At 71.3% G+C, this 22,942-nt stretch carries 18 protein-coding genes; 13 read left to right on the top strand and 5 right to left on the bottom strand.

Annotation, left to right across the window (positions count from 1 at the left end; genetic code table 11):
• Window positions 1-39 precede the first annotated feature (39 nt).
• The 11 genes from ACGGAQ_RS28220 (at window position 40) to ACGGAQ_RS28170 (ending at window position 13,404) form a co-directional block, all read left to right on the top strand.
• Window positions 40-1,674, top strand: a complete 1,635-nt coding sequence (locus tag ACGGAQ_RS28220; RefSeq protein WP_393054351.1) for a protein kinase — start codon at window positions 40-42, stop codon at window positions 1,672-1,674.
• A 102-nt stretch (window positions 1,675-1,776) separates the two neighbouring features.
• The gene (locus ACGGAQ_RS28215) at window positions 1,777-2,586 is read left to right on the top strand and encodes a metal-dependent hydrolase (RefSeq protein WP_355067169.1); all 810 of its coding nucleotides are present in this window, start codon (window positions 1,777-1,779) and stop codon (window positions 2,584-2,586) included.
• On the top strand, window positions 2,583-3,515 hold the full coding sequence (locus tag ACGGAQ_RS28210) for an amidohydrolase family protein (RefSeq protein WP_393054349.1): 933 nt from the start codon (window positions 2,583-2,585) through the stop codon (window positions 3,513-3,515). The genes ACGGAQ_RS28215 and ACGGAQ_RS28210 overlap by 4 nt, the downstream gene beginning before the upstream one ends.
• 178 nt (window positions 3,516-3,693) lie before the next feature.
• Window positions 3,694-4,743: a LacI family DNA-binding transcriptional regulator gene (locus ACGGAQ_RS28205; RefSeq protein WP_393054450.1), complete on the top strand. Its 1,050-nt coding sequence runs from the start codon at window positions 3,694-3,696 to the stop codon at window positions 4,741-4,743.
• Window positions 4,744-4,827: 84 nt separating this feature from the next.
• Complete coding sequence (locus ACGGAQ_RS28200) at window positions 4,828-6,132, top strand: ABC transporter substrate-binding protein (protein ID WP_393054347.1); 1,305 nt, start codon at window positions 4,828-4,830, stop codon at window positions 6,130-6,132.
• Between the two features lie 67 nt (window positions 6,133-6,199).
• Window positions 6,200-7,168 (top strand): carbohydrate ABC transporter permease, encoded by a 969-nt coding sequence (locus ACGGAQ_RS28195; protein ID WP_393054345.1) that lies wholly within the window; start codon window positions 6,200-6,202, stop codon window positions 7,166-7,168.
• Window position 7,169: 1 nt separating this feature from the next.
• Window positions 7,170-8,051, top strand: a complete 882-nt coding sequence (locus tag ACGGAQ_RS28190; RefSeq protein ID WP_393054343.1) for a carbohydrate ABC transporter permease — start codon at window positions 7,170-7,172, stop codon at window positions 8,049-8,051.
• A complete protein-coding gene (yicI, locus tag ACGGAQ_RS28185) occupies window positions 8,048-10,288 on the top strand; it encodes an alpha-xylosidase (RefSeq protein WP_393054341.1) in 2,241 nt (746 codons plus the stop codon). Before ACGGAQ_RS28190 ends, yicI begins: the two co-directional genes overlap by 4 nt.
• Window positions 10,285-11,682: a GH1 family beta-glucosidase gene (locus ACGGAQ_RS28180; RefSeq protein ID WP_393054339.1), complete on the top strand. Its 1,398-nt coding sequence runs from the start codon at window positions 10,285-10,287 to the stop codon at window positions 11,680-11,682. The genes yicI and ACGGAQ_RS28180 overlap by 4 nt, the downstream gene beginning before the upstream one ends.
• Before the next feature lie 75 nt (window positions 11,683-11,757).
• Window positions 11,758-12,714 carry a GlxA family transcriptional regulator gene (locus tag ACGGAQ_RS28175; RefSeq protein ID WP_393054337.1) on the top strand — a complete coding sequence of 319 codons (957 nt, stop codon included), beginning with the start codon at window positions 11,758-11,760 and terminating at the stop codon, window positions 12,712-12,714.
• Between the two features lie 42 nt (window positions 12,715-12,756).
• Window positions 12,757-13,404, top strand: a complete 648-nt coding sequence (locus tag ACGGAQ_RS28170; protein WP_393054335.1) for a DJ-1/PfpI family protein — start codon at window positions 12,757-12,759, stop codon at window positions 13,402-13,404.
• Here the strand turns inward: ACGGAQ_RS28170 and ACGGAQ_RS28165 are convergent.
• Window positions 13,401-13,994 carry an NTP transferase domain-containing protein gene (locus ACGGAQ_RS28165; RefSeq protein WP_393054448.1) on the bottom strand — a complete coding sequence of 198 codons (594 nt, stop codon included), beginning with the start codon at window positions 13,992-13,994 and terminating at the stop codon, window positions 13,401-13,403. The genes ACGGAQ_RS28170 and ACGGAQ_RS28165 overlap by 4 nt on opposite strands.
• Window positions 13,995-14,334: 340 nt before the next feature.
• Window positions 14,335-16,044: a bifunctional 3'-5' exonuclease/DNA polymerase gene (locus ACGGAQ_RS28160; protein WP_393054446.1), complete on the bottom strand. Its 1,710-nt coding sequence runs from the start codon at window positions 16,042-16,044 to the stop codon at window positions 14,335-14,337.
• Window positions 16,045-16,143: 99 nt separating this feature from the next.
• On the opposite strand from ACGGAQ_RS28160, the gene ACGGAQ_RS28155 reads away from it, so the two are divergent.
• Both ACGGAQ_RS28155 and ACGGAQ_RS28150 read left to right on the top strand, forming a co-directional pair.
• Complete coding sequence (locus ACGGAQ_RS28155) at window positions 16,144-17,877, top strand: ABC transporter ATP-binding protein (RefSeq protein ID WP_393054444.1); 1,734 nt, start codon at window positions 16,144-16,146, stop codon at window positions 17,875-17,877.
• A 50-nt stretch (window positions 17,878-17,927) separates the two neighbouring features.
• Entirely contained in the window at window positions 17,928-19,625 is a 1,698-nt protein-coding gene (locus ACGGAQ_RS28150) for an ABC transporter ATP-binding protein (RefSeq protein WP_393054442.1), read from the top strand.
• Between the two features lie 4 nt (window positions 19,626-19,629).
• Here ACGGAQ_RS28150 and ACGGAQ_RS28145 read toward each other — a convergent pair whose 3' ends face one another.
• Genes ACGGAQ_RS28145 through ngcE form a run of 3 tightly spaced genes read right to left on the bottom strand, consistent with a single transcriptional unit; the run spans window position 19,630 to window position 22,922 of the window.
• Window positions 19,630-20,559 (bottom strand): carbohydrate ABC transporter permease, encoded by a 930-nt coding sequence (locus ACGGAQ_RS28145; protein WP_393054333.1) that lies wholly within the window; start codon window positions 20,557-20,559, stop codon window positions 19,630-19,632.
• Complete coding sequence (locus tag ACGGAQ_RS28140; protein ID WP_393054331.1) at window positions 20,559-21,464, bottom strand: carbohydrate ABC transporter permease; 906 nt, start codon at window positions 21,462-21,464, stop codon at window positions 20,559-20,561. The genes ACGGAQ_RS28145 and ACGGAQ_RS28140 overlap by 1 nt, the downstream gene beginning before the upstream one ends.
• 18 nt (window positions 21,465-21,482) lie before the next feature.
• Window positions 21,483-22,922 (bottom strand): N-acetylglucosamine/diacetylchitobiose ABC transporter substrate-binding protein, encoded by a 1,440-nt coding sequence (gene ngcE, locus ACGGAQ_RS28135; protein ID WP_393054329.1) that lies wholly within the window; start codon window positions 22,920-22,922, stop codon window positions 21,483-21,485.
• Window positions 22,923-22,942: the final 20 nt, after the last annotated feature.

Raw genomic sequence — 22,942 nt, 5'->3', positions numbered from 1 at the left:
GGCTATCGTGTAACTCGGGGTGACCGAGGGGGAGCGACCGTGCAGCAGTTGCTGATCGCGGGTCGGTACCGGCTGCTCGACCTGGTCGGCACCGGCGGGATGGGCCGGGTATGGCTGGCCCGCGACGAGATGCTGCACCGGGACGTGGCGGTGAAGGAGGTCGTGCCGCCATCCTGGCTGGCCGAGGCCGAGCGCGCCGAACTACGACTGCGGACGATGCGCGAGGCCCGCACGGCGGCCCGGCTCAACCATCCCAACGTCGTACGTCTCTACGACGTGGTGCACGACCGGGAAAATCCGTGGATCGTGATGGAGTACGTGCCATCCCGGTCGGTGCAGCAGATCCTCAACACCGAGGGCCCGCTGAGTCCACAACGTACCGCCCGGATCGGGCTGGCCGTGCTCGCGGCGTTGCGGGCGGCGCACAGCGCCGGCGTGTTGCACCGCGACGTGAAGCCGCACAATGTGCTGGTCGCCGACGACGGGCGGGTGGTGCTCACCGACTTCGGGCTGGCGACCTTCGACGGCGGGGACGGGGCGATGACCGGCCCGGGCCTGGTGCTCGGCTCGCCGCAGTTCGTCGCGCCGGAGCGGGCCCGCGAGGGCGTGTCGGATCCGCGTACCGACCTGTGGTCGTTGGGCGCGACGCTCTACGCCACGGTAGAGGGGCAGTCCCCGTACGCCCGGTCCAGCGCCATGGCGACGCTGAGCGCGCTGGCCATCGAACCGCCGGATCCGATGCGTCGGGCCGGCCCGCTGCGTCCGGTGATCACCGGCCTGCTGCAGCGCGACCCCTGGCGGCGGTTGACCGCCATCGAGGCCGAGCAGCTGCTGCGCGCCGCGGCCGCCGACCACGACCGGCCGGCCGGGCCGGCTCCCTCCTCGGCGGTGGCGGCGGTCCGCAGCGCGGGCCGGTCGGCAGCGTCCACCCCGGTCGGCCCGGCGGGTCCGGCGGACGACGCGGCGCCGTCGATCCGCCCGCCGACGGCCCGCCCGAACGGCCGACGCGGACGGCTGATCGCACTCAGCGGCGCGGCGACCGCCGCCGTCCTGCTCGTCGCCGGGGGTGTCACGGCGGCGCTGCTCAACCGCCCGGACGAGCGGATGCCTCCGTCTGGCGCCGGAGGTGGCGCGACCGCCACCCGACCTGTCGCGTTCGCCTGCGCGGCGCCTCCGCCGCCGACGGCCACCCCGGTGCCGTCGGTGTCGCCGCCGAGCGACGCGCGGTACGGGCTGCGGGACGGTTGGACCTGGCACGTCGACCCGGCCGGCTTTCGCATCGCGGCGCCGGTGGCCTGGGCACGCTGGACCGAAGGGGCGGTGACCTGCTTCCGGGAGCCCAGCGGGGCCCGGGTGCTCAGCGTCGAGGCGGGGCCGCCGCAGGTCGATCCGGTAGCGCACTGGAAGGCCGAGGAGAAGCGGCTCGTCGCCGGTGACGCGCTGCCGGGCTACCGCAAGGTGGACATCTCGGCGCTCGACGTCTTCGACGGCGGGGCTCTCTGGGAGTGCAGTTGGGAGAACGCCGCCGGTGAGCGGGTGCACAGCATCCGGCTGCTCGCCAACACCTCGGCCGGGCGCGCCTACACCGTCTCGTGGTTGACAAAAGAGTTCGACTGGCAGGTCAACGCGGCATACTTCGTGATGATCCGGCAGAGCTTCACGCCCACCCTCTGACACTGTCCGTTGTGGACAGCGCGACTGACGCCCCTGCGACACCGGCGCTGGCTACAGTGGCGTAGTTTTGGCGCTCAAGATCCCTGGGGAGGGTGAGCCGAGATGATGGGACCGTCGCACGCGCTGTCCGGCGCGGCGGTATGGCTGGCCGGGTCCTGGGCGCTGGACCAGTTCGCCGACTACCACCAGTCGCCGCTGGCGCTGGCGGTGGGCACGGCGGTGTGCGCGGGCGGAGCGCTCTTTCCCGACCTCGACCTCTCCGGCAAGGTGACCCGCAACCAGGGTGGTGCCACCGTCGCCCGCACGTTCGGGGTCTTCTCGCTCTTCGTCGCCGAGGTGATGGAGAAGATCTCGCTCGGTGTCTACTACGCGACGAAGCTCAGCAAGGATCCGCGTCGCAACAACGGGCACCGGACGCTCACCCACACGCTTCCGTTCACGCTGCTGGTCGGCTGGGGCACCACCGCCCTCTGCGCCGCGTACGGCAAGTGGGCGGTGATCACGATCCTGTTCTTCATGTTCGGTCTCGCCCTGCGCGGGCTCTTCGACGAGTGGGCCGAACGGGCCGGCTGGGTGATCGTGACGCTCGCGTCGGCCGGCGCGGCCTGGTTCACCTTCGCCAACCTGCCGGGTGGGCGGGGCTACCCCCTGATCGGCACGGCCGTCGGGGTGGGCTGCTTCGTGCACATCCTCGGCGACATGATCACCAGAGCCGGGGTGCCGATCCTCTGGCCGATCCCGATCCGCCGACGCATGTGGACGATGATCGGCCTGCCCAACAGCATCGCGCTGCGGACCGGCAGCAAGACCGAGGTGGTCGTGCTGCGCGCCGTGCTGACCGTGGTCTCGGTGCTCGCCACCGCCGGCCTGGTCGCGCCATCGGTGCTGCAACGGTTCAACATCGACGTATGACCCACGCCGCAGCCGCGTCATCTTCGGCGGAGAGCCCGCCGTCACCGCCGGCCGAGGACGCGCGGGTGCCGGAGTTCTGGCGCGCGCTGGGACTTCCCGGGCTGGCGGACGTGCACGTGCACTTCCTGCCGCCGAGGCTGCTGCGGCGCGTGTGGGAGTACTTCGACGCCGCCGGGCCGCTGGTCGGCACCGAGTGGCCGATCCGCTACCGGTGGAGCGATGCGGACCGCGTCGCCCACCTGCGCCGCCTCGGGGTACGCGCGTTCAGCGCGCTGGCGTACCCCCACCGACCGGGCATGGCGGCGGACCTCAACCGCTGGACGCTGCAGTTCGCTCGGGACACCCCGGGCTGCCTGCCCTCGGCGACCTTCTTCCCCGAGCCCGGCGCCGCCGCTTACGTCGAGGCCGCGCTGGCCGACGGAGCCCGGCTGTTCAAGGTGCACGTACAGGTCGGCGGCTTCTCCCCCACCGACCCGGCGCTGGACGAGGTGTGGGGGACGCTGGCCGACGCCGAGGTGCCGGTGGTGGTGCACGCCGGGCACGCCCCGGTGGGGACGACACACACCGGGCCCGCCCCGTTCGCCGACCTGCTCGCCCGGCACCCACGACTGACCGCCGTGGTGGCGCACCTCGGCGCGCCGGACTACCGAGCCTTCCTCGACCTCGCCGACGCGTACGAGCGGGTCCGGCTGGACACCACCATGGCGTTCACGCCGTTCTTCGACCAGTTCGTGCCCTTTCCCGCCGACGAGTTGCCCCGACTGCGCGACCTGGGCCTCGCCGGCAAGGTGCTGCTCGGCAGCGACTTCCCCAACATCCCCTACCCGTACGCGGACCAGCTGACCGGGCTGGCCCGGCTGGACCTCGGTGACGACTGGCTACGCGCGGTCTGCTGGAACAACGCCGCCACCCTGTTCGACCTGCCGTAAAGCGCCCCAGCCGGGGCCGCCCCAGCCGGGTCGGTGGGCCCGACTTGTTTTCGACATCGGCTATTGACGTCGCCGTAACAGGTGGCCTAGCGTCTGTCGAAACGCTTCGTCGAAACGCTTCGACGATCATTCGGGAGCGATTCCACGCAGGGGCCGGAGGAGGTGCGCGGTGGCCACGATGCACGACGTCGCCCGCCTTGCGCGGGTGTCGGTCAGCACCGTGTCGTACGTGCTCACCGGCACCCGGCCGATCTCCCAGGCCACCCGGGACAAGGTGCTCGCCGCGATGGCCGAGCTCGACTACCAGCCCAACGCCATGGCCCGCGGGCTGGCCAGCCGGCGTAGCCGCATCCTGGGCCTGCTGATGCCGATGGACGAGCGCGGCCTGGGCGCGACCGAGACCGCGTTCGTCACCGGCGCCGCCGCCGCGGCCAGCGCCGTCGGCTATCACCTGGTGCTCTCGCCGGTCGGCGGCGGCAACCTCGACGACCTGCGGCGGCTGGCCAGCCAGCGGATGCTCGACGGTGTCGTGCTGATGGAGGTGCAGCTCGCCGACGAGCGGGTCACCGTGCTCCAGGAGGCGGGCGTGCCGCTGGTGCTGATCGGGCGCACCCGCGACACCACCGGGCTCTCCTACGTCGACATCGACTTCGAACAGACCGTGCGGGAAGCCGTCGCGCACCTGGTCGGCCTGGGACACCGCCGGATCGTCTACGTCAACCACTCGGCGGCCACGCTGGCCAGCGGCTACGGTCCGGCGTTGCGCACCCGGGACGCGTTCGTCGCGGCGATGACCGGGCACGGCCTGGAGCCGGTCATGATCCCGGCCGAGGACAGCGCCGCCGGCGGGCGGGCCGCCCTGGCCGCCGCGTTCGCGCGGACGCCGGAGCTGACCGCCGTGCTGGCGATGAACGAGTCCGCGATCTTCGGCATCCTCGGCGAGCTGACCGGACGGGGCCTGTCGGTGCCCGACGACATCTCGGTCGTCTCGATGGTCACCTCGCCGCAGGTCGCCGAGCTGGCCACCCCGGCGCTGACCGCGATGACGTCGCCCGGGTCGACCCTGGGCCGGATCGCGATCGAGGCGCTGGTGCGCCACCTGGACGGGCCCGGTCACGAGCGCCACCAGCAGCTGCTGCCGTGCGCGCTGGAGATCCGGGGATCGACCGCCGGGCCACGTCGGCCGGCACGAGTCACCACCGAACCGCCCCCGACGGGCGGGGGCTGACCAGCGAAAACGGCCCGCCGCCGCGCGGCAACGCGACGACGGACCCAGAAGTACCGGGCTCGATACTCAACGAGGAGGATAGCAATGCAGCGATTCCGCCGGATCGTCGCGGCGATCGCCCTGGCGGCGACCGCGACGACCACCGTGGCCGCGTGCGGCGGCGGCGAGAGCGAGGACGACAGCGGGGCCAAGACCCTCAAGCTCTGGCACTACGAGAGCGAGAACAGCGCGATGGGGGTCGGCTGGAACCGGGCGATCGAGATCTTCAAGGCCGAGCACCCGGGCGTCGAGGTGCGCTTCGAGCGCAAGGCGTTCGAACAGATCCAGCAGAACGCCGGCATGATCATCAACTCGTCCGAGGGCCCGGACATCATGGAGTACAACAAGGGCAACGCGACGGCCGGCCTGCTGTCGTCGCAGGGCCTGCTCACCGATCTGAGCGCCGAGGCCGACAAGCGCGGCTGGGCCGGCAAGCTCAGCCCCAGCCTCCAGACCACCGCCCGGTACAGCGACAAGGGCGTGATGGGGTCGGGCAACTGGTTCGGCGTGCCGAACTACGGCGAGTACGTCACGGTCTACTACAACAAGGACCTGTTCGACCGCAACGGCGTCAAGGTGCCGACCAGCCTGGCCGAGATGACCGCCGCGATGGACACCTTCGTCGGCAAGGGCGTCACGCCGCTGGGCATGGCCGGCGCGGAGTACCCGGCCGGGCAGCTCTTCTACCAGTTGGCGCTCTCCAAGGCCGACCGGCAGTTCGTCGACAACTACCAGCTCTACAAGAACCCGGTCGACTTCAAGGCCGACCCGCTCAAGTACGGCGCGGACACCTTCGCCGAGTGGGTGCGCAAGGGCTACGTGGCCAAGAACTCGGCGAGCCTCAAGGCCGAGGACATGGGTACCGCGTTCATCGCCGGCAAGACCCCGATGATCGTCTCGGGCAGCTGGTGGTACGGCCGGTTCAAGACCGAGATGAAGGCCAACTGGGACACGTTCCTCTTCCCCGGCAACACCCTCAACGCCGGGTCGTCGGGCAACATCTGGGTGGTCCCGTCGAACAGCAAGGCCAAGAGCCTGGCGTACGACTTCATCGACATCACCCTGCGTCCGGAGATCCAGGACCTGATCGGCAACAACGGTGGCGTCCCGGTCGCCGCTGACGCGTCGAAGATCAGCGACCCGAAGGACCGCAAGCTGATCGAGGACTTCAACACGGTCAGCAAGCAGGACGGCCTGGCCTTCTACCCGGACTGGCCGGTGCCCGGCTACTACGACGTGCTGGTCGGTGGCTTCCAGGGCCTGATCAACGGGTCGAAGTCCCCCGACCAGGTGCTCGACACGATCGCCAAGCCGTACGCCGATGGCGTCAAGGAGATCACCGGCAAGTGACACGGCGAGCGGCGGGCACGACCGGCACGACCGGCGTGCCCGCCCGCCCCGCCGGGAAGGATCTTCCATGGCAGTCTCCGAGACCGTCGCCGCCCCACCCCCGACGGCGACCCCCACCCCGCGCAAGCCCCGCCGCGCACCGCGCGGCCGCACCGCGGCGTACTGGCTCTACCTGCTCCCCGGAGCGGTACTGTTCGTCCTGGTCATCGGCGCGCCGCTGGTGGGCACCGGTTACCTGTCGCTGACCAAGTGGTCCGGCATCGGCGACCCCACCTTCGTGGGGTTCGACAACTACCAGCGCCTGCTGCACGACGAGGTGTTCTGGGCGTCGTTCCGCAACACCGTGGCGATGATCGTCGCGATGGTGGTGGTGCCCACCCTGCTCGGGCTGCTGCTCGCCTCGGTGCTCTTCGACGTCATCGGGCGCCGGTTCACACCGCGTACCGCCGCCGCGCTGCGGGCCGCGTTCTACCTGCCGCAGGTGCTGCCCGTGGTGGTGGCCGGCATCGTCTGGGGTTGGATCCTGCGCCCCGACGGCGCGTTCAACAGCCTGCTCGACGCGGTGGGCCTCGGCGCGCTGCGCCACGACTGGCTCGGCGACCCGGGCACGGCTCTGCCGGCCGTCATGGCGGTGATGATCTGGGTGCAGATCGGCTACCCGGTGGTCGTCTTCATGGCGGCGTTGCAGCGGGTCGACCCGGAGCTGTACGAGGCGGCCGAGGTCGACGGCGCGAACTGGTTGCACCGGTTCCGGGCGATCACCCTCCCGCAGATCCGGCCGGAGACCTTCGTGGTGGCCCTGACCTGCACCATCGCCGCGCTGAAGGTGTTCGGGCCGATCTTCGCGCTGACCCGGGGTGGCCCGGAGAACGCCACGAACGTGCCGTCGTACTTCGCGTACTACACGTTCTTCAAGAAACTCCAGGTCGGCTACGGCTCCGCGATCTCCACCGTGCTCACGCTGATCATCGTCGTGGTGGCCGTGGTCTTCATCTGGATGCAGGCGCGCAGCGAGCGCCGGGACCGGGGGTTCTGACATGACCGTGACGCTCACGCCGGTGCCCACACCGGTGCACCGGCCTGTCCGCGACCGGCACCACCGCGGAGTCAGCCGCTGGGTCGTGCTCGTCCTGGTCACGCTCGGCGCGCTCGTCATGCTGGTGCCGTTCGCGTTCATGCTGCTCAACGCGTTCAAGTCGCCCGGTGACTACTCGTCGGGCGGGCCGCTGAGCTGGCCGGGCGAGTTCTACACCAAGGGTCTGCGGACGTACTGGACCGAGGTGAACTTCCCCCTCAAGCTGTGGAACTCGGCGCTCATCGCCGGCTCCGTGGCGGTGCTCGGCGTCGTCGTGTCCCTGCTCAACGCGTACGCCCTGGGCATCGGCCGGGTCCGCGGCCGGCTGTGGATCGTCGGGTTGTTCCTGCTGGCCAACATGCTGCCGCAGGAGGCGCTGATCTACCCGCTCTACTACGTGGCGAAGGAGATCGGCCTCTACAACACCCGGCTCTCGGTGATCATCATCTTCACGGTGATCCAGAGCGCGTTCGGCACGTACCTGCTGGCCTCGGTCCTGGGCACGTTCCCGCGCTCACTGCTGGAGGCCGCCGCGCTCGACGGCGCCGGCAAGTGGACGGTGCTGTGGCGGGTGGTCTTCCCCAACCTGCGGCCCACGCTCGCCGTACTCCTCATCTTCTTCTTCATCTGGACCTGGAACGAGTTCCTGATCCCGCTGGTCATGCTCATCGACAACCAGACGCAGACCATCCCGGTCGCGCTCGCGTCGTTGCAGGGCGACCGGCTGATGGACGCCCCGACGACAAACGCCGGCGCGTTGATCAGTCTGGTGCCGGCCATCCTCTTCTTCCTCATCTTCCAGCGCACTCTGGCGCGCGGCATCACGGCAGGAGCCGAGAAGTGAAGTTCACCGACGGGTACTGGCAACTGCGCCCGGGGGTCAGCGTGCTGCGCCCCGGCACAGTGGAATCGGTCGAGCCGGACGAGCGCGGCTTCACCGTCTTCGCGCCGGCCGGTCAGATCACCGGTCGGGGCGACACCCTCAACCGGCCCGTCGTCACCGTCCGGTTCTTCTCCCCCGCCGCTGGCGTCGTCGGGGTGACCATCGGCCACCACAGCGGCGGGCTGCCCCGCGAGCCGCACTTCGGGTTGAGCACCGACGACGCGCACCCGGTCACCGTCGACATCACCGGCATCACCGCGTCGCTGACCACCGGTGAACTGACCGCCCGGGTGGCGCTCATCGACGGCTGGCGGGTCGAGTTCCAGCACGGCGACCGGCTGATCACCGCGTCCACCGCGCGCAGCGTGGGCATCGTCACCGACGGCGAGGGCCGCCGGTACGTGCACGAGCGGCTCGCGCTCGGCGTCGGCGAGACGGTGTACGGGCTGGGCGAGCGCTTCGGCCCGTTCGTGAAGAACGGCCAGACCGTCGACATCTGGAACGCCGACGGCGGCACCGCCAGCGAGCAGGCGTACAAGAACGTGCCGTTCTATCTCAGCAGCGCCGGCTACGGGGTCTTCGTGGACCATCCCGAGCACGTGTCGTTCGAGGTCGGCTCGGAGGTCGTGGCGCAGAACCAGTTCAGCGTCGAGGGCCAGTCGCTCACCTACTACGTCATCGACGGGCCCACCCCGAAGGACGTGCTGCGCCGGTACACGGCGCTGACCGGCCGGCCGGCCCGGGTGCCCGCCTGGTCGTACGGGTTGTGGCTGTCCACGTCGTTCACCACCTCGTACGACGAGAAGACGGTGACCGAGTTCGTCGACGGGATGGCCGAGCGCAACCTGCCGCTGTCGGTGTTCCACTTCGACTGCTTCTGGATGCGCCAGTTCCACTGGGTCGACTTCGTCTGGGACCCGGCGACCTTCCCCGACCCCGAGGGGATGCTGCGCCGGCTGCACGAGCGCGACCTGAAGGTGTGCGTCTGGATCAACCCGTACATCGCGCAGCGTTCGTACCTCTTCGAGGAGGGCCGCCAGGCCGGCTACCTGGTCCGCAACCCGGACGGGTCGGTCTGGCAGTGGGACAAGTGGCAGGCCGGCATGGCCCTTGTCGACTTCACCAACCCGGACGCGGTCCGCTGGTTCACCGGCAAGCTCAAGGTCCTGCTGGACATGGGCGTCGACTGCTTCAAGACCGACTTCGGCGAGCGCATCCCAACCGACGTGGTGTGGCACGACGGCTCGGACCCGCAGCGGATGCACAACTACTACTCCTACCTCTACAACAAGGCCGTCTTCGAGCTGCTGGAGACCGAGCGGGGCGAGGGCGAGGCGGTGGTGTTCGCCCGCTCGGCCACCACCGGTGGGCAGCAGTTCCCGGTGCACTGGGGCGGCGACTGCGAGGCGACGTTCGTCGCGATGGCCGAGTCGCTGCGCGGCGGGCTGTCCCTGGCGTCGTCCGGTTTCGGCTACTGGAGCCACGACATCGGCGGCTTCGAGGGCACCCCCGATCCGGCCGTGTTCAAACGGTGGATCGCCTTCGGGCTGCTCTCCTCGCACTCCCGGTTGCACGGCTCCGGCTCGTACCGGGTGCCGTGGGCGTACGACGAGGAGGCCGTCGACGTGCTGCGGCACTTCACCCGGCTCAAGCTCAGCCTGATGCCGTACCTGGCCGCCGCCGCGCAGGAGGCGCACCGCGACGGGATCCCGGTGATGCGCCCGATGATCGTCGAGTTCCCGGACGATCCGGCCGCCGCGCACCTGGACCGGCAGTACATGCTCGGCCCTGACGTGCTGGTCGCGCCGGTGCTCAGCGCCGACGGCCAGGTCACCTTCTACGTGCCCGCCGGCACGTGGACGCACCTGGTGACCGGCGCGCAGCTCACCGGCCCGGCCTGGGTGACCGAGAAGCACGAGTTCGACAGCCTGCCGGTGCTCGTCCGGCCGGGCGCGGTGATCCCGTTCGGATCGCGCTCCGACCGGCCCGACTACGAGTGGGCGGACGGTGTCGAGCTGCGCCTCTACGCTCCGGCCCAGGGGCAACGGCAACGGGTACGGATTCCGTCGCCCGGCGAAGGGCCGGGCGCGGAGTTCGAGGTGAGCTTCCGCGACGGCGTGGCCACCGCGGAACTGGTGGCGGGTGACTCGTCGGCGTACCACTGCGTGGTCGCCGGGACGGAGGTAGCAGGACGATGACGGCACGCACCTTTCCGGAGAGCTTCCTCTGGGGCTCGGCCACGGCGGCGTACCAGATCGAGGGCGCGGCCACCGAGGACGGCCGAGGGCCGTCCATCTGGGACACCTACAGCCACACCCCCGGGCGGACGCTGAACGGTGACACCGGTGACGTGGCCGCCGACCACTACCACCGCTGGCCGCAGGACCTCGACCACATCGCCGAGCTGGGCCTGGGCGCGTACCGCTTCTCGATCTCCTGGCCGCGGGTGCAGCCGGGCGGGTCCGGCCGGTTCAACCAGGCCGGCCTGGACTTCTACTCCCGGCTAGTCGACGGCCTGCTGGAGCGCGGCGTCCGCCCGGTCGCCACCATGTACCACTGGGACCTGCCGCAGGAGCTGGAGGACGCCGGTGGGTGGCCGGTGCGGGACACGGCGCTGCGCTTCGAGGAGTACGCGTCGGGGATCGTCGCCGCGCTCGGCGACCGGGTGCACACCTGGACCACGCTCAACGAGCCGTGGTGCTCGGCGTACCTGGGCTACGGCTCCGGTGTGCACGCGCCGGGACGGACCGAGCCGGTGGCCGCGCTGGCGGCGGTGCACCACCTGAACCTCGCGCACGGCCTGGCCGGCCGGGTGGTCCGGGAATTGGCCCCGACCGCCGAGCTGTCGGTGACGCTGAACCTGCACGTGATCCGCCCGGCGTCCGACTCGGCGGCGGACGTCGACGCGGCCCGCCGCATCGACGCGCTGGCCAACCGGGCGTTCCTCGGCCCGATGCTGAACGGGGCGTATCCGGCCGACCTGCTGGCCGACACGGCGGGCGTCACCGACTGGTCGTTCGTGCACCAGGGCGACGAGAAGGTGGCCGCCGTGCCCCTGGACGTGCTTGGTGTCAACTACTACTCCAGCACCCTGGTCCGCGCCTGGGACGGGCACTCGGCGCGCTCGGACGCCGACGGTCACGGCGCGTCGGCACACTCGCCGTGGGTCGGCGCCGACGACGTCGACTTCCTGCCGCAGCCCGGCCCGTACACGGCGATGGGTTGGAACATCGACCCGCCGGCCCTGACCGAGCTGCTGCTGCGGCTGGGCCGGGAGTACCCGGGGCAGCCGCTGATGATCACCGAGAACGGCGCGGCCTTCGACGACACCGTGTCGGCCGACGGCCGGATCCACGACGACCTGCGGATCGACTATCTGCGCCGGCACATCTCCGCCGTGGCGGACGCCCGCGAGCAGGGCGTGGATGTGCGGGGCTACTTCGTCTGGTCGCTGCTGGACAACTTCGAGTGGGGCTACGGCTACGACCGCCGGTTCGGGATCATCCGGGTCGACTACGACACGCAGGAACGCATCTGGAAGGACAGCGCGCACTGGTACGGGCGGCTCGCGGCCACCGGTCGTCTCGACTGACGCGTCCCGCGCGGTGTCACTATCCGTGGGTAGCGCGTCATGGCGCCACGCCGGCCCTGCCGACAGACTCAGGGCATGGTTGAGCGCGTCACCGTCGTCGCCTTCGGGGGTGTGCAGTCCCTCGACATCGCTGGGCCGTGGGAGGTCCTCACCGGGGCGAACCGGTATCGGACGGCACGGGGTCACCACCGGGCGTACGACCTGAGGCTGGTGGGCACGGAGGCCGAGGTGGCGTCCGAGAGCGGCCTCGTCCTGGTCGCCGACGCGCTCGGAGAGCCCGTCAGCGGTGGCACCCTCGTCGTCCCCGGTGGCCGTACGGCGGCCGCCGGGGACGAGCACGACGACCTCGTCACCTGGTTGCGGGGATGCCGGCCGACACGCCTGGTGTCGATCTGTTCCGGGGCGTTCCTGTGCGCACGGGCCGGACTGCTCGGTGGTCGCAGGGTGGCCACCCACTGGTCGCTGTCCGGGGAGCTCGCTCGGCGATTCTCCGACCTCACCGTCGACCATGACGCCCTCTACGTGCACGACGGTCCGGTGTGGACGTCGGGTGGTGTCACCTCGGGGATTGACCTGGCGCTTGCCGTCGTGGCGGCCGATCACGGCGCACGGGTCGCACAGGAGATCGCCCGCTGGCTCGTGATGTTCCTGCACCGCCCCGGTCAGCAGGCACAGTTCTCCGGACCGGTGTGGTTGGAACGCGCCACCGACCGGCGGGTAGCCGCCGTGCAGCGTGCCATCGACGCCGATCCGGCCGCGACACACCGTGTCGACGATCTTGCCGCGCAGCTCGCCATGTCGCCCCGGCACTTCCAGCGTCTCTTCGCACGCGAGACGGGACTCACCGTCGGGCGCTACCGCACCGAGCTTCGTCTGGAGACCGCCAAACGCCTTCTGGTGCAGTCCGACCTCGCTCTCGACGTCGTGGCGGTCCGGGCGGGGTTCGGGTCCGCCGAGTCGCTCCGACGTGTCTTCGGCGAACGGCTCGGCACGACGCCGGGCGCGTTCCGCGCGCGCTTCTCGACCCTCTGACCGCAGTCCACGGCCTCCGCACACGACCGAAAGGGACCTCTGGTGACCCACGTCGTCATCCCGCTGTACGAACGTTTCACCGCTCTGGACGTCATCGGCGTCTACCAGCCACTGGCCCTCACACCGGGCGTCGACGTGGTCCTGGTGGCCGACCGTCCCGGTCCCGTCCGCGACGACTGCGGGATGGTCTCCCTCGTGGCCGAGGCCGCGCTCGACGACGTGCAGGCGGCCGACGTTCTCGTCGTTCCGGGAGGACCGGGGACCGGTCCCGCTCTCACCGGCCCTCTGCCGGCCTGGATCAGGCGGATCCACGCCACGACGACGTTCACGACCTCCGTGTGTTCCGGCTCGCTCCTGCTCGGGGCCGCCGGACTGCTGCGGGGACGACGGGGCACCAGCCACTACCGGGTGACGCAGAAGCTGATCCATTTCGGTGCCGAGCCGACGGACCAGCGAGTGGTCGAGGAGCCGGACGCCCGCATCATCACGGCCGCCGGCGTGTCGAGTGGCCTCGACATGGGGCTGAGACTCGTCGAACTCCTCACCGACCGGACGACGGCGGAAGCGATACAGCTCTGGATGGAGTACGACCCGCAACCGCCCTTCGACAGCGGCCACCCCTCCCGCGCGACCCCCGAGGTGATCGCACGAGCGGCGGCGTACGAGAGCGCGGCCAGAGTGGCGCGCTAGACCCCGACGCGCTGCGGCGGGACGGTGAGCCCGTAGAGCGCCATCAACTCCGGGGTGTCGACGCGGCTGCCGTCGGCCACCGAGTCGCAGGCGATGTCGACGATCTGGTCCTTGTGCGCCAACAGGTACGGCCGGGCGCCCACGTCGGCGCTGGCCAGGGTCGCGATGCCGGGCCAGTGCCGGCGGCCGAACAGCATCGGGTACCCGCGCAGCCCGTCGTAGGTGGCGCAGACCAGCACATCCGGGTACGGCAGCGCGGCCACCCGGCGGACCGCCGCGGCGGTCAGGCCCGGCATGTCGACGGGCACCACCACCACCGCCTCGATCCCCGCGTCGTCCATGGCGGCCAGACCGGCGCGGATGGACGAGCCGACCCCGGTGCCCCACGCTTTGTTGATCACAACGGTCGCCTTGGCCAGGTCGGCGGTCTCCCGGACCTGGTCGGCGGCGGCCCCCAGCACGACCACGATCTGCTCGCAGCCCGCCTCGGTCATCGTGTCGATCATCTGGTTGACCAGGGGCTTTTCTCCCTGGTGCAGCAGCGCCTCGGGACCCCCGATACGGCGTCCCCCACCTGCGGCGATGATCATTCCTGCGATCCGGTTCAGCTGCGCCCCCTCAAGCACGGGACCGACCGTGACCGGCCGGCCCCTCCTACGGACACTGCAACGAGGAGGGTCGCGCACGGGTAGCGGGGCGAAAAGGGAAAATAGCGCAACCGTTACGCATCGGACCGCCGCGGCGAGGCCCGCGATGGCCTCCTCCGCGACCGCCGCAGCACCGAACGGCCCGGCTACCGGCGGACGCACTCCCGGGTGGACGATCGACTCCACGTCGCCCACCTGGGGGTATTCAGGCACGTGGATGCTGCCTCATCGTCGATGTGGAGGCGATCATCGCGCGATGACCTCCGCCACGCCTGCGAGCCGGTCAGGCCGCGTCGGCGTAGCAGTCGACGATGGACAGATCCAGGGGGAAGCGCACCGGGGTGTCACCGAACAGCAGCGCGGTGGCCCGCTCACCCGCCCGGCTCACCGCCGCCGCCACGGCCTCGGCCTGCTCGGCCGGACAGTGCGCCATCACCTCGTCGTGCTGAAAGAAGACCAGCTCGGCGTCGGTGCCGGCCAGCTCGGTGCGCAGGGTGGCCAGCAGCGTCGAAGCCCACTCCGCGGCGGTGGCCTGGATGACGAAGTTGCGGGTGAAGCGCCCCCGGGACCGGGCAGCCCGCGCCCGGGGGCTCTGCCGATCGGCCGCGGCGTCCGGATCGGTCGGCCCCTCGTCGGGGTCACCGAGGCCGACCGAGCCGGGTGGGCAGGTGCGCCCCAGCCACGAGCGCACCAACCCGCCCGCCTCGCCGGTGCGCGCCGCCGCCTCGACGTAGCCGAACGCCGTCGGGTAGCTGCGTTTGAGCACCGCCAGCGCGGGCACCGCCGCACCGCCGGTCTGCCCGTACATGGCCCCGAGCAGGGCCACCTTGGCCCGGGGACGGTCACCACCGAACGAGTCCCGGGCGAGCGCGGCGTACAGGTCACCGGCGCCGCCCGCCGCCGCCAGCCGCGCGTCCCCGGAGACCGCCGCCAGGACGCGGGGCTCCAACTGGCCGGCGTCGGCGACCACCAGCCGCCAGCCCGGGTCGGCCACCACCGCCCGGCGGATCACCTTGGGGATCTGCAACGCGCCACCGCCCCGGGTCGCCCAGCGGCCGGAGACCACCCCGCCCGGCACGTACTCCGGCTGGAACCGCCCGTCGCGCACCCACTGCTCACGCCAGGACCAGCCGTGCGCCGTCCAGATCCGGTACAGCTCCTTGTATTCCAGCACCAGGGGCACCGCCGGATGGTCCACCCCGCGCAACACCCAGGCCCGGGTGTTGGGCAGCTCCACCCCGGCCCGGGCGAACGCCTTGAGCAGCTCGGCCGGGGAGTCGGCGTGCAGCTGGCGGACGCCGAACGCGTCGGCGATGCGGGCCGCCAACTCGGCCAACCGGCGCGGCGGCCCGCCGACCGGGGACGGCTCCCCCAGCAGCTCGGCGAGGACCGCGTCGTGCACCTCGGCCCGCCAGGGCAGCCCGGCGACGCCCATCTCCACCGCGATCAACGCGCCGGCCGACTCGGCGGCCACCAGCAGCCGGAACCGGCCCGGGTGCTCGGTGGTGGCCAGCCGGGCGACCTGATCGGCGTACACCCGGGTCAGTGCCTCGATGCCCGGCCCCGGCGGACCGGGCAGCGTGTCGAAGAGCGCGCCCTGGCCGTGCCCGGGCGGCGCGGCGGCGCGCGGCGGCGGGTCGGGCGGCACCGGAGCACCGGTCAGGCGGGCCCACGCGGCGGCCAGCGAGCGGGGCTCACCCCAACGGCCGGCCTGCCCGAGCAACAGGGCCTCGGTCAACTCCACGTCGTGGCACCGCTCGACGCGCACCCCGGCCCGCAGCAGCGCCGGGTAGATCGCGCCCGCGGTGGCCCAGACCCACCGCGGGTGCTCGGCCGCCTCCCGTGCGGCCATCGCGGCGGCGAGGTCGCTGACGGTCTGGATCGGGCCGACGGGTCGGCCGGCGGCGTCGAGCGGACGCAGCTCTCCCCCACCGCGTTCGCCCGCCACCACCGCCACCAGCACGAATGTGATTCTGCCTTCCCCCTCCGACAGGAAAACAGGTCGGTGCGTCGGCCCGGTGCTCGATAGCGTGGCCAGGTGCCTCCCCAGATCCCGCACTCCGACCCCGGTACCCCCGACACCCGCGGTCCGATGCGGTACCTGTGGTGGCTGGTCCGGTGCCAGCCCTGGCGGGTGCTGCGCGGCAGTCTGCTCGGCACGGCCTGGATGGTCGGGCTCTCGGCCCGGCCCTACCTGATCGCCCGCGCCGTCGACGACGGCCTGCGCGCCCGCGACAGCCGCGCCCTGGCCCTGTGGGTGGTGGCGATCGTCGTGGCGGGGGTGGCGTTGTCGTACCTGGGCATCATGCGACACCGCACGATGACCTTCATCCGGGAGGACGCCAAGGCCCGCTCGGCGGAGGTGCTGCTGCGCCAGCTGTCCCGGGTCGGCGCGGCGCTGCCGCGCCGTTCCGCCGCCGGTGAGGTCGCCACCGTGGGCGGTTCCGACATCGACTGGTCGGCGCAGGTGCTGACACTGACCGGGCCGGGGGTCGGCGCGATCATCGCGTACGGGGTCATCGCCGTGGTGCTCTGGTCGATCTCCCCGCTGCTCGCGCTCTGCGTGCTGGTGGGTATGCCGGCGGTCGCGCTGGTCGTCGGGCCGCTGCTGCGCCGACTGGAACGCGCGGAGTCGGTCTACCGGAGGCAGCAGGGTGCGCTCACCGCCAGGTCCGGCGACATCGTGGCCGGGCTGCGCGTGCTGGCCGGGGTGGGCGGCCGGGACCTCTTCGCCCGACGGTACGCGGCCCGATCTGCGGACCTGCGCACCGAGGGCTACCGCGTCGGCGCGGTCATCAGCTGGATCGACGCGGCGACCGTCGCCATCCCCGGCCTGTTCCTGGCGGCGGTGGTGTGGCTGACGGCCCGGATGGTGGTCAGCGACACCGTCAGCGTCGGTGAACTCGTCGCCGTCTACGGCATCGTCGCGAGCCTGATCGTGCCGGTCTGGTTCCTCCTGGAGGGCAGCCACCAGCTCATCCGGGGTCGGGTCGCCGCCCGGCGGATCACCGACCTGCTCCGGCTCACCCCGGACGACGTCGGCGGGCCGGGTCGCCGGTGGCCGTCGGCCGTCCCCGACGCGCGTCACCCGCACGCGGTGGCCGCGCCGAACGGCCCCGCCGACCTGCACGACCCGGTGACCGGGCTGATCGTACGCGCCGGCCGGCTGACCGCGGTCGCCGCCGACGATCCGGCGGCCGCCGAGGCGCTGGCCGACCGGCTGGGCCGGTACGTGGTCAGCGACACCACCTGGGGTGGCATCCCGCTGACCCGGGTCGCCCTGGACGAGGTCCGTGCCCGGATCCTGGTCGCCGACCACGACTCGTACCTCTTCGCCGGGACACTGCGTGACGTGCTGCGCCCCGGGGCCGGCGACGAACGGCTCGGCGCCGCCCTGCGGACCTCGTCGGCCGACGACATCGTGGACGCCCTCCCGGCCGGGCTGGACACCCCGCTGGACGCCCGGGCCCGGACGCTCTCCGGCGGTCAACGCCAACGGGTCCGCCTGGCCCGGGCGCTGCTCGCCGAGCCGGAGGTGCTGATCCTCGTGGACCCGACCTCGGCCGTGGACGCGCACACCGAGGCGCGGATCGCCGAGCGGCTGCGGAAGGCTCGGGCGGGGCTGACCACCGTGGTGCTCGCCACGTCGCCGCTGCTGCTCGGCCGCGCCGACGTGGTCGCGCACCTGAGCGGAGGCCGGATCACCGCCACCGGCACGCACGAGGACATGCTCGACCACGACCCGGGCTACCGGCACCTGGTGGCCCGGGGCGGCGACGATCCGGTGGCCGAGCGGCCCGCCGACGCCGAGGAGGCGTACCGGTGACCCGGCTGCCGATCGCGGACCGCGGCACCGTACGCCGTGCCCTTCGGGACATGATCAGCCGGCATCGCCGGGCCGTCGGCGTCGTGCTGGCGCTGCACAGCGCCGCCGCCGTCGCCGGCCTCGCCCCGCCCTGGCTGCTGGGTGCGATCGTCGACCGGGTCAGCGCCGGCGCCGGCGTGGCCACCGTGGACCGGCTGGCACTGGCGATCGCCGGATGTGTCGTGGTCAGCGCCCTGCTCTCGCGCTACGCCCAGTACGCCGGCCACCGCTTCGGCGAGCGGGCCGTCGCCGAGCTGCGCGAAGAGTTCGTCAACCGCACGCTCGGGCTGCCGGTCTCGGTCGTCGAGCGCGCCGGCTCCGGGGACCTGGCCACCCGCAGCTCGGTCGACGTGGCGACGGTCGGGACCACCGTCCGGGACGTGGTGCCCACCATCGTCATCGCCTCGGTGCAGTTGACGTTGCTGTTCGGGGCGGTCTTCCTGCTGCATCCCCTGCTCGGGGTCGCGGCGCTGGCCGGGCTGCCGTCGATCGTGGCGGTGACGCGCTGGTACCTGCGGCGGGCCAGCTCCGCGTACCTCACCGAGGGCGCGGAGGCGGCCGAGTTGACCGAGGCGTTGACCACCACCGCCGAGGGGGCCCGCACGGTCGAGGCGTTGCGGCTGGCCGACGACCGGATCCGGCACGGCACCACCCGCGTCACCCGGGTGTGGCAGGCCCGCCGGGCGACGCTCGCGCTGCGGACCGTGTTCTTCTCGGTCGTGGAGGCCAGCTATCCGCTGCCCGTCGCCATGGTCCTGCTCGTCGGCGGCTACCTGTTCGCCGCCGACCGGGTCTCGCTCGGCGCGGTGGTCGCCGCCGCGCTCTACCTCCAGCAGGCCATCGACCCGCTGGACCGGCTGTTGCAGTGGACGGAGCAGGCACAGCGCGGCTTCGCGTCGTACGCCCGGGTGCTCGGCGTCGGGCTGGTCCCACCGGAGCCGCCGGGGACCACGGCCACCTCGCGGGGTGAGCGGCTCGTCGTGCGCGAGGCGCGGTTCTCGTACGCCGACGGGCACGACGTGCTGCACGGCATCGACCTGGAGGTGCGGCCCGGCGAACGGCTGGCGGTCGTCGGCCCGTCGGGCGCGGGCAAGTCGACCCTGGCCCGGCTGCTGGCCGGCATCGACGCGCCACGGCGGGGCGTCGTCAGCATCGGCGGCTGCCCGGTCACCGACCTGGACCCGGCCGAACGCCGGCGGCGGATCGCCCTGGTCACCCAGGAGCACCACGTCTTCATCGGCTCGGTACGCGACAACCTCGCGTTCGCCGCGCCGGACGCCTCGGACGAGCAGATGCGCGCCGCGCTGGCCACGGTGGGCGCCGACTGGTTCGACGCGCTGCCCGACGGTCTGGACACCGCGCTCGGCGACGGCGCCCGACAGATCGGCGCGGCCGAGGCCCAGCAACTGGCGCTGGCCCGGCTGGTACTCGCCGACCCGCACACGCTGATCCTGGACGAGGCGACCGCGGCGCTCGACCCGAGCACCGCCCGGCGCACCGAGCGGGCCCTCGCAGCCGTGCTCGTCGGGCGGACCGTCATCGCCATCGCGCACCGGTTGAACACCGCGCACGACGCCGACCGGGTGGCCGTCCTGGCGGACGGCCGGATCACCGAGATCGGCAGTCACGACGACCTCGTCGCGGCCGACGGGGCGTACGCCGCCCTCTGGCGCTCATGGCACGCCCACGCCGACGAGCGCCAGAGGTGACGGCCTACTTCACCGCGCCGGAGGTGAGGCCGGCCTGGATCTGACGCTGGAAGACGGCGTACACGATGATCATCGGGAGGATGGCGATGGTCAGCGCGGCGAACAGTCCGGACCAGTCCGCCTCGTAGCCGGCGTTGACCGAGATGTCGGCGATGCCCTGGGTGAGCACCCACTTGTCCTTGGCGTTGGAGAGCAGCACCAGCGGGAGCTGGTACTGCGCCCACTGCCCGATGATGTTGAAGATCGTCACGCTGATCAGGCCCGGCTTCGCCATCGGCATCATCACCCGGAAGAAGAGCCGGGTGTGACCGCAGCCGTCGATCATCCCCGCCTCGGCGACCGAGGACGGCAGCGTCTTGAAGAACGCGGCCAGGAAGAAGACCGTGAACGGCAGCGAGTAGGCGATGTAGACCAGGATCACGCCCTGGTAGGTGTCCAGCATGCCGAGCTGCTTCACCACGAAGAAGAGCGGCACCAGGGCCAGGAAAACCGGGAACGCCAGCCCTGAGACGAACAGGTAGTAGATCGCCCGGTTGCCCCAGAACCGGTACCGCGCCAGCACGTACGCGGCCATCGAGCCGAGCAGCATGGTGCCGAACGTGCTGCACGCGACCACGAAGACGCTGTTGAGGAAATACCTGCCGACGTGCGCCTTGGTCCACGCCCGGCCGAAGTTCTCCCAGCGCAGCTCCGCCGGCAACGTCCACGGACTGCTGAAGATCTCGCTGGTGTTCTTGAACGCGGCGAGGAAGGTCCACAGGATCGGGACGATCACGATCACCGCCCACACGGCGAGAGCGATGTGCCCGAGGCCGGCGAAGAGCCGTACCTCCGAGCGGGGGCCCCTGCCACGCCGACCGTCGGTCGCGGACGGGTCGCCGGTCTTCGGCGGTAGCGCCGCCGGCGTCGGCGGCAGCGTCGACTGCGGGTTCATCAGTACTCCACGCTTTCCCGCTTGGTGAGCCGCAGCGTCAGCGCCGCGAACGTGATGGTGAGGAAGAAGAGCGCCACACCCATCGCAGAGGCGTAGCCGTACTTCTGGTACGTGAAGTTGCGGTAGATCTCCACGGCCAGGACGGTGGTGGCGCCGTCCGGGCCGCCACTGTCCACCGAGAGCACCGCCACGATGGCGAACGCGTCGAACGCCGCGATGCCCAGGTAGACCCAGGCCACCTGGAGGGTGTCCCAAAGCAGCGGCAGGGTGACCCGGAAGAACAGCGTCACCCTGCTCGCGCCGTCCATCTCGGCGGCCTCGTAGATCTCACCGGGAATGGACGCCATCCCGGCCGAGAAGAGCACCACGTAGAAGCCGACGGCCTGCCAGACCAGCACCGCGATGATCGACCACAGCGCCAGGTTCGGCTTGATGAGGAAGAGGATCGGCTCCAGGCCGAGCTTCATCAACACGCCATTGATCAGTCCGGACTCGTTCGGCCGGTAGACCATCTGGAACAGCACCGCGATGATCGCCACCGCCAGGACCTGGGGGAAGAAGAACACCACCCGGTAGAACTTCGACCCCCAGACCCCCTGGCGTTGACCGCCACTGCTCTTGCCGCCCACGTTGAGCAGGAAGGCGAAGAACAGCGCGATGGCGATCGTGATCAGCGGCAGGGCAAGCAGCAGTACGCCGTGGTGCTGGACCGCCTTCCAGAAGGCGCCGTCGTCGAGCATCCTCCGGTAGTTGTCGAAGCCCACCCACTGCGGGGCGGAGAGCCCTCGCCAGTTGGTCATCGAGATCTGGAACGCCTGCGCGTACGGCCAGATCACGAATGTCACGTACAGCGCGACCGGGGCGAACAGGAACCCGATCACGAATGGATACTTGCCGTGCCGCATGACCCTAGCTCCGATCGATCAGCGCTTGAACTTGGCGACCGAGCTGTCCTTCTTGATCGCGTCGGCGCGCTTCTGGATCCGCTCCACGAAGGCGTCCGCGTTGATCCGGCCGAACATCAGCTCGTTGGTGGCGCTGCGCGCCTCCGTGTCGAGCTCCTTGTACCAGCCGTCGAAGTACAGGTTGAACACGTCCTGGCCGGCCGCCTTGAGCGCGGCCTGCGAGCTGGCCACACCGGGCGGGAAGGCGAAGCCCTCCGAACCGGCGGTGACGACGGTCGGGGCCTTGACCACCTCGGTGAAGCCCTTCGCGCCCGCCTTGGACAGCATCTGGCGCATGTACTCCAGACCGCCCCGGGGGTTCTTGCTCTTCGCCGAGACGAAGTAGCCCTCGCCCGCGGTGGCCCGCAGGGCAGTGGCCGGCAGCTTGTCCGACGCGGTGAGGCTCGGCACCGGCATGAGCTGGTAGTCGAAGCCGGCCGGGGTGTCCTGCTTCTGCTCGCCCTCCAGCCAGTCGCCGCTGGGGTACAGGGCCACCTTGTACTGGTTCTGCCGCAGCTGCACGTCGGTGTGCTTGAGTCCTTCGAAGCTCTTGTCGCTGAACTTCGCCCCGACCTCGGCCCACGCCGCGGCGGCCTGCTTGACCGCGTCCTGCTTCCAGGCGCCGTCCTCCAGGTTGTCGATGTTCTTCAGCACGTCGACGCCGCCGATCTTGGCAGCCTGGGTGAGGATCACGTTCCACTGGTAGTAGGCCGCGTTCGCGCCCGCGTACCCGTAGGGCGTGATGCCCTTGGCCTTGATGGCGGTGAGCAGCTTGATGAAGTCGTCCCAGGTCTTTGCCGGCGCCCAGCCGTTGTCCTTGAACAGCTTGGCCGAGTACCAGATGCCGAAGACGGTGGAGACGTAGTACAGGACGTACGGCTTGCCGTTGAACGAGCCCGCCTCGACGGTGCCCGGCACCACGGTGTCGCGGACCTTCTTGGCCGGGTCGTCGACCGACGGGGCGTCCCACAGCTCGGTGAGGTCCTGGAGCTGACCGTCGGCGACCAGCGAGCCGAAGTCGATCAGCTTCTCGCCCGAGTTGTTGACGAACTCCGGCGGGTTGCCGGACGCGAACCGCGGCTGGAGCACCGTGGAGACGGCCTGCGTGGACTGGTGCTTGACCTCCGCCTTGGGGAACGCCTTCTTGTACAGCGGCTCGTGCACGTCGGTCGCGTACTTCTCGCCGTAGCCGCCGTTGAAGATGATCACCTCGATCGGAGCGTCCTCCTTGACGCCCAGCGGGTTGGTCGCGCTCTTGGTGCCTTCGGCGGCCTTCTCGTTGTCCTTGTCACCGCCGCTGCTCGTCGCGCAGGCGCTGAGCAGGCCGATGGCCGGAGTGGCGAGCATGCCCACGGCGGCGGCGCGACGCAGCACCGTGCGACGGTCGAGTGCGGCCGGGTGCTCGGGGGTAATCGACATCGTCGTCTCTCCTTGTGGAA

The sequence above is a fragment of the Micromonospora sp. NPDC047557 genome, assembly GCF_043205095.1.
In the GTDB taxonomy this organism is placed as follows: domain Bacteria; phylum Actinomycetota; class Actinomycetes; order Mycobacteriales; family Micromonosporaceae; genus Micromonospora.
The sequence above is the reverse complement of the archived record's forward strand: the minus strand, read 5'-3'. Positions and strand labels throughout refer to the sequence as shown.

What these genes read in the sequence shown, in the direction of transcription:
- ACGGAQ_RS28215 (WP_355067169.1), top strand. Translation starts at nt 1,777, where the DNA reads ATGATGGGACCGTCGCACGCGCTGTCCGGCGCGGCGGTATGGCTGGCC.
- ACGGAQ_RS28210 (WP_393054349.1), top strand. Translation starts at nt 2,583, where the DNA reads ATGACCCACGCCGCAGCCGCGTCATCTTCGGCGGAGAGCCCGCCGTCA.
- ACGGAQ_RS28205 (WP_393054450.1), top strand. Translation starts at nt 3,694, where the DNA reads ATGCACGACGTCGCCCGCCTTGCGCGGGTGTCGGTCAGCACCGTGTCG.
- ACGGAQ_RS28200 (WP_393054347.1), top strand. Translation starts at nt 4,828, where the DNA reads ATGCAGCGATTCCGCCGGATCGTCGCGGCGATCGCCCTGGCGGCGACC.
- ACGGAQ_RS28195 (WP_393054345.1), top strand. Translation starts at nt 6,200, where the DNA reads ATGGCAGTCTCCGAGACCGTCGCCGCCCCACCCCCGACGGCGACCCCC.
- ACGGAQ_RS28190 (WP_393054343.1), top strand. Translation starts at nt 7,170, where the DNA reads ATGACCGTGACGCTCACGCCGGTGCCCACACCGGTGCACCGGCCTGTC.
- ACGGAQ_RS28180 (WP_393054339.1), top strand. Translation starts at nt 10,285, where the DNA reads ATGACGGCACGCACCTTTCCGGAGAGCTTCCTCTGGGGCTCGGCCACG.
- ACGGAQ_RS28175 (WP_393054337.1), top strand. Translation starts at nt 11,758, where the DNA reads ATGGTTGAGCGCGTCACCGTCGTCGCCTTCGGGGGTGTGCAGTCCCTC.
- ACGGAQ_RS28165 (WP_393054448.1), bottom strand. Translation starts at nt 13,994, where the DNA reads ATGATCATCGCCGCAGGTGGGGGACGCCGTATCGGGGGTCCCGAGGCG.
- ACGGAQ_RS28155 (WP_393054444.1), top strand. Translation starts at nt 16,144, where the DNA reads ATGCGGTACCTGTGGTGGCTGGTCCGGTGCCAGCCCTGGCGGGTGCTG.
- ACGGAQ_RS28150 (WP_393054442.1), top strand. Translation starts at nt 17,928, where the DNA reads ATGATCAGCCGGCATCGCCGGGCCGTCGGCGTCGTGCTGGCGCTGCAC.
- ACGGAQ_RS28145 (WP_393054333.1), bottom strand. Translation starts at nt 20,559, where the DNA reads ATGAACCCGCAGTCGACGCTGCCGCCGACGCCGGCGGCGCTACCGCCG.
- ACGGAQ_RS28140 (WP_393054331.1), bottom strand. Translation starts at nt 21,464, where the DNA reads ATGCGGCACGGCAAGTATCCATTCGTGATCGGGTTCCTGTTCGCCCCG.
- ngcE (WP_393054329.1), bottom strand. Translation starts at nt 22,922, where the DNA reads ATGTCGATTACCCCCGAGCACCCGGCCGCACTCGACCGTCGCACGGTG.